The 9,593-nt window shown below is 68.9% G+C and carries 10 protein-coding genes; 8 read left to right on the forward strand and 2 right to left on the reverse strand.

Going from position 1 to position 9,593, the window contains the following annotated elements:
* Positions 1–82: 82 nt before the first annotated feature.
* Positions 83–748, forward strand: a complete 666-nt coding sequence (locus C4313_RS10155; RefSeq protein WP_352429748.1) for a DUF1122 family protein — start codon at positions 83–85, stop codon at positions 746–748.
* 9 nt (positions 749–757) lie between these two features.
* On the opposite strand, the gene C4313_RS10160 is transcribed toward C4313_RS10155, so the two are convergent.
* Positions 758–2,149, reverse strand: a complete 1,392-nt coding sequence (locus C4313_RS10160) for a serine hydrolase (protein WP_352429749.1) — start codon at positions 2,147–2,149, stop codon at positions 758–760.
* A 220-nt stretch (positions 2,150–2,369) separates the two neighbouring features.
* Between C4313_RS10160 and C4313_RS10165 the strand changes: the two genes are divergently transcribed.
* The 7 genes from C4313_RS10165 to C4313_RS10195 all read left to right on the forward strand — a co-directional run bounded on the left by C4313_RS10165 (position 2,370) and on the right by C4313_RS10195 (position 8,718).
* Entirely contained in the window at positions 2,370–2,867 is a 498-nt protein-coding gene (locus tag C4313_RS10165; protein ID WP_352429750.1) for a VOC family protein, read from the forward strand.
* Positions 2,868–2,901: 34 nt separating this feature from the next.
* On the forward strand, positions 2,902–3,789 hold the full coding sequence (locus C4313_RS10170; protein WP_352429751.1) for a VOC family protein: 888 nt from the start codon (positions 2,902–2,904) through the stop codon (positions 3,787–3,789).
* Positions 3,790–3,892: 103 nt separating this feature from the next.
* On the forward strand, positions 3,893–4,300 hold the full coding sequence (locus C4313_RS10175; protein ID WP_352429752.1) for a DoxX family protein: 408 nt from the start codon (positions 3,893–3,895) through the stop codon (positions 4,298–4,300).
* Between the two features lie 142 nt (positions 4,301–4,442).
* Positions 4,443–5,837, forward strand: coding sequence for an MFS transporter (locus tag C4313_RS10180; protein WP_352429753.1), 1,395 nt, complete (start codon positions 4,443–4,445; stop codon positions 5,835–5,837).
* Positions 5,838–5,848: 11 nt separating this feature from the next.
* On the forward strand, positions 5,849–6,586 hold the full coding sequence (locus C4313_RS10185; protein WP_352429754.1) for a MerR family transcriptional regulator: 738 nt from the start codon (positions 5,849–5,851) through the stop codon (positions 6,584–6,586).
* Between the two features lie 21 nt (positions 6,587–6,607).
* Positions 6,608–8,035, forward strand: coding sequence for a sensor histidine kinase (locus tag C4313_RS10190; RefSeq protein ID WP_352429755.1), 1,428 nt, complete (start codon positions 6,608–6,610; stop codon positions 8,033–8,035).
* Positions 8,032–8,718 (forward strand): response regulator, encoded by a 687-nt coding sequence (locus C4313_RS10195; protein WP_352429756.1) that lies wholly within the window; start codon positions 8,032–8,034, stop codon positions 8,716–8,718. Before C4313_RS10190 ends, C4313_RS10195 begins: the two co-directional genes overlap by 4 nt.
* Positions 8,719–8,913: 195 nt before the next feature.
* On the opposite strand, the gene C4313_RS10200 is transcribed toward C4313_RS10195, so the two are convergent.
* Positions 8,914–9,438: a peroxiredoxin family protein gene (locus C4313_RS10200; RefSeq protein WP_352429757.1), complete on the reverse strand. Its 525-nt coding sequence runs from the start codon at positions 9,436–9,438 to the stop codon at positions 8,914–8,916.
* Between the last annotated feature and the right edge of the window lie 155 nt (positions 9,439–9,593).

Genomic DNA, 9,593 nt, shown 5'->3' on the forward strand with positions numbered 1-9,593 from the left:
GGAAAGCTTCGTGGCCGAAATGGCTGATAATAAAAATGTCAGCTGTTGTCAACCCATCGGGGCGGGCGGAGGAGCGGACGTGATGGACTGGCGGGACCTGGAGGGGTGGTCTGTGGGTCCGTATCGGATCCGGGTGGTGGAGGAGGGGCCGACCCGGGCGGCTGGCCAGCACCATCTGGCCTTTTACTTGGAGCGGGAGGGGATCCCCTCGGACCGGCCGGTGCTGCGGGGCCTTTACGCCGAACCGCGCCCGTTGCCCATCCCCGGCTGGTTCGACGGCTTCTTCCGGAACCCGGTCTCTTTCGTCGGGGAGGAGGTGCGCCTGGAGGAACCCTGCCTGCGGGATTTCTTCCGGGCCGTCGGCCGGCTCATCCCGCCGGGCGGCTGGCTGGCCCTGGCCTATGAGACCTTCGGGGAGGCCCAGGGGATCCACCAGGAGACGGAGCAGGCCCTCCGCCTGGGGATCCCGCCGGTTCTCACCCCGCTGGGACGGTGCCTCCTTTACGCCGGCTGCGCCTTCCCGATCCGCGATTGGTCCATCGCCGAGGGCTGGCGGGAGGGGCCCCGCAAACTGCAAGGGTTCCGCCCGCGGGATCGTTCCCTCTATGAACGGCGGGTGGAGGAACTGTGGGAGGAGATCCGTTCCTTCCTGCGCTGGGCGGCGGGGTCCGAGCGGCCGGAGTTCCAGGCCGCCCGGCGGCAGGTGGAGGAACTGCTCTCCCTGTGGCCGGAGCTCGGCGCAGGCTGAGCGGCATCCTTAGCGGGGCGTTCCCAGGAAGAACTGGGCGGTGATCCGCGAGAGATCCCCCATCATCCGCACGGCCCGGTCCCATTCCATCAGCAGAGGCTTGTGGAGGAAGACCACGATCACGTAATCCGTGCGGCCGGTGAGGACGATCCCCGCGTCGGCCCGCATCTCGTTGGTCCAGCCCGGGCGGTGGGGGAAGGCGATGCCGGGGGGGAGCCCGGCGGCCAGCAGCGTTGGCTGCCCCCGGGCATCGGCCAGGCGGTTCTGGCCCATGGCCTCCAGGAGGAAGGCGCATTCCTCCGGCGCGATGGCGCCCTCGAAGACCAGGAGGAGGGGACCGCCGTTGCGGGCGCACTGGTAGAGCATCTCCAGCAGCACCCCCATGTCCTCCGGCGTGGTCTGCTGCCGGGGGTCCGGATGGGTGGGGAGATCGGGACGCTGGTTGGCGGGGGTGGCCACGGCGGGCGGGGCACCGGGCTGGTCGAAGGGCCAGGCGAGGAAGGAGTTCACTAGGCCCAGGTCCTGCAGCAGGGCGGTGGCGCGTTCGGCCCCCCGGGTGGGGTCGCCGTCGCCGAGGTCGGCCAGCGCCTCGTAGAACGTCGGAAGGGCGGCTTCGTCCACCAGCATCTGGAAGACCCGCTGGCGTCGATCCGCGTCGTGGACCAAATCCCGGGCGCGGGCGAGGGCCAGGGCCACCGGCAGACGCATCAACCCCACGCCGGAGAAGGGCAGGTCCCCGTGGTGCATCCAGGTCTCCCCACGCTGCAGATCCTTAATGAAAATCCCCGCGGTTCCCTCGAAGGGGCGGAGGTAGGCTTCTATGAAGCGGCCCAGGGCGGCCAGGGTGAGGGCGGGGGCTGGCTTCTCCTCTACCACCAACGCGACCTCGCGAGGGGCGGCCCGGGCCAGCGCCTCCTGCAGGCGCTCCGCCGAGCGGCTGAGGTTGAGCATGTACCCCGGTTGTCCCGGGGTGAAGGTGAAATGCTCCAGGTCGGGCTGGGGGTCAATGGGGGGGCGGTCGAAGCGGCGGGCGACCTCCAGCAGCCAAAGGCGGACCTTTTCCGAGGAGATGAAGACCTCGACGGGGAGGTCACGGGGGGGCGGGGGCTGACGGAACAGGAAGCGGACAAACCCCGAAGGGCGTTGCTCATCGGCCAAGGCCCGGGCGATCCGGGCGCGGCTGCCCTCGCGGTCCAGGCGGAGCTCCACGTCGGCGGGGTCCAGCAGAAGGGTCTGGTCGCGGTAGCGGACGGTGAGGGGGGTTCGCAGCGCCTGGTCCACCGCGTCCAAAGCAGCGTCAATGGGCTGGCCCCCCACGGGGAGCCCGGCCACCGTCCAGGTCTGCGGGATGCGCTGGAGGGAGGCCTGGAACAGGACATACTGGACAATCAGGAAGGCCATCACCCCTCCAACGCCTCCCCACGGCAACCACCGCCTTCGCCCTCGGGCCATCGATCCCACCTCAGCCCCAGGATGTCGACGGGGCCCATTATACCCGGGGCAGACGAGCCCCCCAACCGCCCTCGGGTCCCCATCTCTTGACCTCTCAGCGCGATCGTAGTAGGATATGACCATGAAATTAAATCTAGATTAAAGTTTAATTTGACGAGGGGCTATTGGCATGCCGGTGCTGGCGGGACTTCACCATGTGACGGCGGTGGCGGGGGATCCCTCGACGAACGCGCGGTTCTACCGGGATGTGCTGGGGTTGCGGTTGGTCAAGCGGACGGTGAATTTCGATGATCCGCGGACCTATCACTGGTATTATGGGGATGGCCAGGGGCGGCTGGGGACGTTGCTGACGTTCTTCCCGTGGCCGAAGGCCCCCTCCGGGCGGGTTGGAGCAGGCCGAGTCGCCGTGGTAGCCCTCGCGATCCCGGAGGCTTCCATCGGTTATTGGCAGGAACGCTTGCGGATCCATGGGGTGGCCGTGGGGTCGGTGACCCCGCGCTTTGGGGAAGAGGAAGGGGTGTTATTCGAGATCGCCACAGATCCCCCCGGGTTCACGGTCGATGAACCCCTAGAGCGCCTGGGGATGGGGTTGATGCTGCCCGCCTGGCTGGAGCCGCAACGGGCGCAGATCGAGGCGGCCCTGCCGCCGCTGGCGATCCCCGGGTGAGATCCCGTCCCGGACGAGAGAGGAGGCATCTGCGATGAGCGACCGATTGCCGGAAGGCACCCATATCGGATATGTCCACCTGCAGGTGAGGGATCTGGGGCGTTCCCTGGCCTTCTATCGGGACCTTCTCGGGTTTCGGGAGATCGGGCGAGAGGGAGCCACGGTGCTCCTCTCGGCCACCGGAGCGCTGCCTCCCATGTGGGTTCTCACCGCGCGCCTTGGGGCGCGGCCCAAACCGCCCCGGACCACTGGGCTGTATCACGTGGCCATCCGGCTGCCCACGCGGCGGGACCTGGCCCAGGTCTTCCAGCGACTGTTGGCCCACGGGTGGCCGTTCCAGGGCTTCTCGGATCACGGGGTGAGCGAGGCGCTGTATCTGCCGGATCCCGATGGGAACGGATTGGAGATCTATCGGGATCGGCCCCGGGACCAGTGGCCGTGGCGCGAAGGGCGCCTGGCGATGGTCACACAGCCCTTGGATGTAGAGGACCTGCTCCGGGAGGCGGAGGCCGGGCCTGCACAAGGGCTGCCGCCGGGCACGGACATCGGCCATGTCCATCTGCACGTGGCAGATCTGGAGGAGGCGGAGGCGTTCTACTGCGGGGTCCTCGGCCTGGAGGTGACCCAGCGGGATTATCCGGGCGCCCGCTTCTTCGCCGCGGGCGGGTATCACCACCATGTGGGGACCAACATCTGGGCCGGGCGGGGGGCGCCGCCGCCCCCGCCCGACGCCGTGGGCCTGCTGGCCTTCACCCTGGTGGTCCCCGATGAGGCCGCCTGGGCAGGGGTCCGGGATCGGGCGCGGGCAGCGGGCGTTCTCCTCCGGGAGCGGCCCGGCGTTCTCTGGCTGCGGGATCCCTCCATGAACCCGCTGCGGGTGACGGTGGAGGGCCGTTTCTCCGGGGAAGAACTGGAGGTCTGAACGGGCGAGGCTTCCCGACTTTTATGGGGATAGGGAGGAGGCCCGGGCGGGTCCATGGCGTGGATCCCGCCCGGATCCAAAATCTTCTTAACGGAGGTGCGCCATGCATGAGGAACTGTTCTTGATCGGCCGGATCATCGTCGGCCTCTACTATCTGTATAACGCGGCGAACCACCTGATCGTGGCCACCGAGCCGTTGACCCAATACGCCCAACACAAAGGGGTCCCCGCGCCGCGCCTGGCTGTTATCGTCTCAGGGATCCTCCTGCTCATCGCCGGCCTTAGCTTCCTGTTGGGGGTCTATCCGGGCCTCGGTGTGCTGAGCCTGGTCTTGTTCTTCCTTCCAGTTACCTTCAAGATGCACCAGTTCTGGGCCGCTCAAGACCAACAGCAGCGGATCATCGAGATGGTGAACTTTACCAAGAACCTCGCCCTGATGGGATCCGCTCTGATGTTCCTGATGATCGAGCGCTGGCCGTATAGCCTGATCCCGCGGTGGTGGCCGTGGTGAGGGAGGCCCTTTTTCCATAGGGGCTGCCGGGGGCGGGCGCCCGGGCCTGACGGGCGTGCCAGCTTGGGTTTAGAATCCCTCCGGGGACGCGCGCCTGACCCCCAGGGGGCTTGTGGGATCCCCGTGCCGAGGGACGCGGCCGATGGGAGTGGGGACAGCGCCGCAGCGGGCCCGGGCGACGGTGGGGTTGATCCTGGGCTTGTTCTTGGCCGCTCTCGAAGCCACCGTGGTGGCCACCGCCATGCCCCGGGTGATCCGGGATCTTGGCGGGGTGGCCCTCTATAGCCTGCCCTTTGCCCTCTATTTGCTGATGGCCACTGTCTCCGGTCCGCTGTGGGGCCGGGCGTCGGACCTTTATGGCCGGCGGCGCCTTTATCTGGCCTCGGTGTTGCTGTTCCTCGTGGGCTCGGCCCTGAGCGGGGCCGCCCGTTCTATGGGGATGTTGATCGCGGCCCGGGCCTTGCAGGGGATAGGGGGCGGGGGTCTGCAGGCGTTGACCTTCACCCTGGTGGGAGCGCTGTATCCGCTGCGAGAGCGGGCCCGGGTGCAGGGATGGATCAGCGGGGTGTGGGGCTTCTCCGCCCTGGTCGGGCCGCTGGTGGGCGGGCTGATCGTGGATCACCTCTCGTGGCGTTGGGTGTTTTATCTGAACCTGCCCTTCGGCCTGATGGCCATGCTGTTGGTGGGGCGGGGGATCCCGGAGGAGCCGACGGTGGCCGGAGCGCGGCTGGACTTGGCCGGGGCGGGCTTGTTCGCCATGGGGGCCGGGGCCCTGATCTACGGCCTGGAACGGGAGTCCTGGGCGGCTCTCCTCTTCTCTGTCTTGCTTTTGGCCGCCTTTGTGGGCGTCGAGGCCCAGCAACCCTTCCCGCTGGTTCCGTTCGGGGCCCTGCGCCGGCCCTTCGCCTTCCGGGGGTTCCTAGGGAACCTGCTGGGAGGGATGGCCTTCTTCGGGATGACGGCCTACATCCCGTTGTTCGTCCAGGCGGCCCGGGGGCAGAGCGCCACCGTCGGCGGGATGTTGCTCTCGCCGATGACAGTGGGCTGGACGATGAGCAGCGTGCTGGCGGCGCGAGCGTTGCCCCGTTGGGGTCCGCGGCCGATGGCCCGTTGGGGACCCCTGGCGATGATGGCCGGGTTCGGGGCGTGGATCCTGGCTCGGCAGGCCTCGCTGCCGGCTCTGGGCCTGGCCGGGCTGGTGGTGGGAGCCGGGATGGGAGCGGTGATGCTGGCGCTGCTGGTGTGTGCCCAAGAGGAGGCCCCCCGCGAGGTCCTCGGGGTGGTGACGGCCATGTTGCTGTTCGCCCGGAACATCGGGGGGTCGATGGGGGCGGCGGTGATGGGCGCGGTTCTCGGTCCGTCCCTGGGCGCCGGAGGGATGGCCTTGCAGGAGGCCTTCTGGAAAGCCCCGGCGGTGGCCCTCGGGCTGGCAGCGGGCATCTGGCTCGCGGGCCTCGGGCTGCCGGAAAGGCCGAGGCCCACGACGGACGGATGGGAGGCAGGGCGGATGGAAATCGAGGGAGAGATCGACGGATGAGGGTGGAAGGGATGGAGATGGAACGGAAGGGACGGCTGTGGACGATCGGGGAGGTGGTGGCGCACCTCCGCGCGCGGTTCCCGGAGGTCACCCCGAGCAAACTGCGCTATTGGGAAAAAGCGGGCCTGATCCGCCCCCGGCGCACCCACGGGGGGCACCGGCTCTACTGCCCGGAGGATGTGGAGCGGTTGGCCCTGATCCTGAACCTCCGGGCCCGCCACCGCCTCCCGCTGTCGGCGGTCCGGGCGCTGGTGGACCGGCTGGAGGAGGAGCCGGCGCTGAACCTGGGCGCCCTGGAGGCCCTCTTTGCGGTGCTTCAGGAGGTGGAGGGGCAGGAGGAGACGACCTTCTCGGTCGAGGAGGCCGCCCAGCGGGCCGGGATCTCGGTGGAGCAGATCCGTCGGCTGGAGGCCCTGGGGTTGCTGCCGGATGGGGAAAGGGACGGCGAGCGCCGCTACACCTGGGAGGATGTGGCCCTGATGCGAGTGGTGCGGGATCTGGAGGCCATGGGCGTCACCTGTGCCAACCTGTCCTTCTACGTGCGGCTGGCCAGGTCCCAGGCCCGCCATGATGTATCCCTTTACCTGCCGCTGGTGGCGGATTCCCTGGAGGACGCGGAGCGCATCGGCCGGTTCCGCGAACTGCATCGGTTGATCCAGGCCCTGATCGGCCTGCTGTATCGCAAATACGTCCGCCGGATCCTGAGGCGCCGCTGGTTGGGCCGGGCGGCCCGTCGTGTCGCCTCGTGATCGGGGCTCTCGCCGTGGAGGATGGGAACAATGGTGGAGGCCCTGCGCGCCTTCTTCGAAACCAACCGCATCATCGTCTACTCCGTTTACGGCCAGGTTTTTTTCACGATGGGGATCCTCCTGGCCTTCCAGAGCCTGCGGCACAGCCGCCTGCAACTGGCCCGGGCCCTCCCGTGGTTGGCCCTCTTCGGCATCAGCCATGGGCTTCACGAATGGGGGGACGTCTTCATCCCCATCCAGGCCACCTACCTCCCCCCGACCCTGGTGGACCTTCTCCACATCGCTCAGGTGTTCCTGTTGGCCTTCTCTTTCCTCTGCCTGTTCCAGTTCGGGGTGGCTACCCTCAGCCCGCTGCCGCCCCGGTGGCGGTGGGTCTACTGGGCCCCCGGCGCGATCTTTGTGCTCTGGGTGCTGGGCCCCTTTTACGGCGGTCTCACCCAGATCCCCGGCGTCCTCCCAGACATTGCCGCCTGGCATCGGGTGGCGGCGGCGCTGGCCCACTACAGCCTGGGGCTCCCCGGCGGGCTGATGGCCGCCTATGGCCTGCGGGTGCATGCCCACCGGCACATCGCGCCCCTCGAGTTGCCACAGATCATCCGGACCCTTCGGATCGCCGGCCTGGCCATGGCCGGATACGGGATCGCGGGGGGCCTGATCGGCCCGGCCGTTCCCTTCTTCCCAGGGGACCGGCTGAACGAAACGGCCCTGTTCCAGGCCCTGGGGATCCCGATGCCGGTCTGGCGCTCGGTCCTGGGCCTGATCTTGCTGGCCGCCCTGGCCCAGGCCCTGGAGGTGTTCCAAGTGGAAATGGACCGGCGGATCGAGGAGATGGAGCGGATGAATATCATGGCCATGGAGCGGGAGCGCATCGCCCGGGATCTGCACGACCACGTGCTGCAGCAGCTCTACGCGGCCGGCCTGATGGCGGAGGCCCTTCGGGAGCGGGTGGGGGCGGACGCCGCGGCAGTGGAGGTGGCCGATCGCCTGCTGGCGGCCCTGAACCGGGCCGTGGAGGACATCCGGATGGTGCTCTCCACGATGCAGCGGGGCCTGCACCCGGGCCGGCTGCGCTCGCTGCTGGCGGAACTGGCCAGTGATCCCCGGTTCAGCAGCCTGGTGCACGTGGAGACCCATCTGGAGGTCCCGGACCTCCCGCTGGAGCCGGTCCAGGCGGCCCATGTGGCGGCCATCCTTTCGGAGGCGCTCAGCAACGCGGTCCGCCACGCCCGGGCGCGGCGGGTGCGAGTAGAGGCCCAGATGGACAGCGGGCGGTGCCTCCTGCGCATCCAGGACGACGGGGTGGGAATGGCGCCGGATCGCCCGGAGGGGATGGGGTTGCGCAGCATGCGGGAGCGGGCGTTGCTGCTGGGCGGCTCCCTGCGGATCGAGAGCGCGCCGGGCCGGGGCACCTGTGTGTGCGTGGAGTTCCCGGTGGAGCAGCGCTCATGAAGCGCCTGCGGATCCTGGTGGTGGACGATCACGAGGTGGTGCGGCTGGGGATCCGGCTGCTGCTCCAGGGCCGGCCGGGCTTCGAACTGGTGGGGGAGGCGGAGAACGGGGCCCAGGCGGTAGCGCTGGTGGAGCGCCTGCGGCCGGATCTCGTCATCTTGGACGTGCGGCTGCCGGATGGAGACGGCCTGGAGGTGTGTGCGGAGATCACGCGACAGCACCCTGAAGTCCAGGTGCTCATCCTCACGGCTTATCCGGATGAGGAGTTCCTGGTTCGGGCCATCGAGGCGGGGGCGGCGGGATATGTGCTGAAGCGGGCAGGGAGCCGGGAGTTGCTCCAGGCCCTCGAGGCGCTGGCCCGCGGGGAGGCTATCCTGGACCCTGCGGTCACCCGCAAGTTGTTAGAGCAGTTCCGGCGGGCGCGGGCTGCCCATGTGGAGGCCTTCAAAGACCTCACCCCGCGGGAGCTGCAGATCCTGGTCCGCATCGCCGAGGGGAAGACCAACCGGGAGATCGCCGAGGAGTTGTTCCTGACAGAGAAGACGGTGCGCAATTACGTCAGCATCATCCTGGACAAACTGGGCCTCTCCAATCGGGTGGAGGCGGCCGCCTACGCCTTAAAGCACCGCATCCACGATTATGTGAAGGAGGAGCCCTCGGGTGGGTCCCCAGGTCGATCCTGAGGGTCTCCCACCGACTCCACGAGGCAGCCGGCTGGCATGCGCCTTGGAGATCACATCGATGAGCGTCGATGGATGGAAGGAGCCCTGCTCAACCGTTCTCTCGCGCGGTTACCGTCCGGGGGGCGCCTGATCGGGAGGCAGGGCCCGGCGGGAGAGGCCGAACAGGCTGAGGAGGGTGAGGCAGCACGGGCCACATCAGGGGCCTCCGGCCGGGAGCAAGGTTCGGATCCGGGCTTCGAGGGCAGCCTCGCGGATCGGGCCGCCGACGACGATCTCCCGGATCTGGCCGTCGGGCCCGATGAAAAACGTGGTGGGCAGGGCCGCCACACCGTAGGTCCGGTTCACTGTTCCGCTCTCGTCCAGCAGGATGGGGAAGGTGAGGCCGTAGCGCTGCTGGAAGGCGCGCACAGCAGCCGGGTCGTCGCTGGCGGTGGCGTTGAGGCCGAGGACCACCAGGCCGCGGTCGGCGTAGCGGGCGTAGACCCGCTGGAGGGCCGGCATCTCGGCCCGGCACGGCGGGCACCAGGTGGCCCAGAAGTTGAGGATCACCGCCCGGCCCCGGAACTGGGTCAGGGAAACGGTCCCGCCGTCCAGGGCGGGCAACGTGAAGGCAAGCGCGCGATAGCCCGGGCGGGGCGCCTCGGCGACGATGGGCGCCGGCGCCGTCACGCGGGAGCGCCACAGCCACGCGCCGCCGATGAGAGCGGTCAGGCCGATCACCACACCGTTCCGTGGCGCATCGTCATCCCTTTCACCTTGCGCGGCGAAACGGATGACCGGCCACTTCCTGCTTCCTCGACCCGTGGCGCGTAGACCGGCGCTTCGCCGTTCCGCCGCCAGAGGGATCTCCACAGGCGTCCCTTCCCGGGGAACTC

The organism is Thermoflexus sp. (assembly GCF_040289485.1).
Lineage (GTDB): Bacteria > Chloroflexota > Anaerolineae > Thermoflexales > Thermoflexaceae > Thermoflexus.

Excerpts from the sequence above, each read along its gene's own strand:
- C4313_RS10155 (WP_352429748.1), top strand. The coding sequence starts at position 83 with ATGGACTGGCGGGACCTGGAGGGGTGGTCTGTGGGTCCGTATCGGATC.
- C4313_RS10160 (WP_352429749.1), bottom strand. The coding sequence starts at position 2,149 with ATGGCCTTCCTGATTGTCCAGTATGTCCTGTTCCAGGCCTCCCTCCAG.
- C4313_RS10185 (WP_352429754.1), top strand. The coding sequence starts at position 5,849 with ATGGAGATGGAACGGAAGGGACGGCTGTGGACGATCGGGGAGGTGGTG.
- C4313_RS10180 (WP_352429753.1), top strand. The coding sequence starts at position 4,443 with ATGGGAGTGGGGACAGCGCCGCAGCGGGCCCGGGCGACGGTGGGGTTG.
- C4313_RS10165 (WP_352429750.1), top strand. The coding sequence starts at position 2,370 with ATGCCGGTGCTGGCGGGACTTCACCATGTGACGGCGGTGGCGGGGGAT.
- C4313_RS10175 (WP_352429752.1), top strand. The coding sequence starts at position 3,893 with ATGCATGAGGAACTGTTCTTGATCGGCCGGATCATCGTCGGCCTCTAC.
- C4313_RS10195 (WP_352429756.1), top strand. The coding sequence starts at position 8,032 with ATGAAGCGCCTGCGGATCCTGGTGGTGGACGATCACGAGGTGGTGCGG.
- C4313_RS10190 (WP_352429755.1), top strand. The coding sequence starts at position 6,608 with ATGGGAACAATGGTGGAGGCCCTGCGCGCCTTCTTCGAAACCAACCGC.
- C4313_RS10170 (WP_352429751.1), top strand. The coding sequence starts at position 2,902 with ATGAGCGACCGATTGCCGGAAGGCACCCATATCGGATATGTCCACCTG.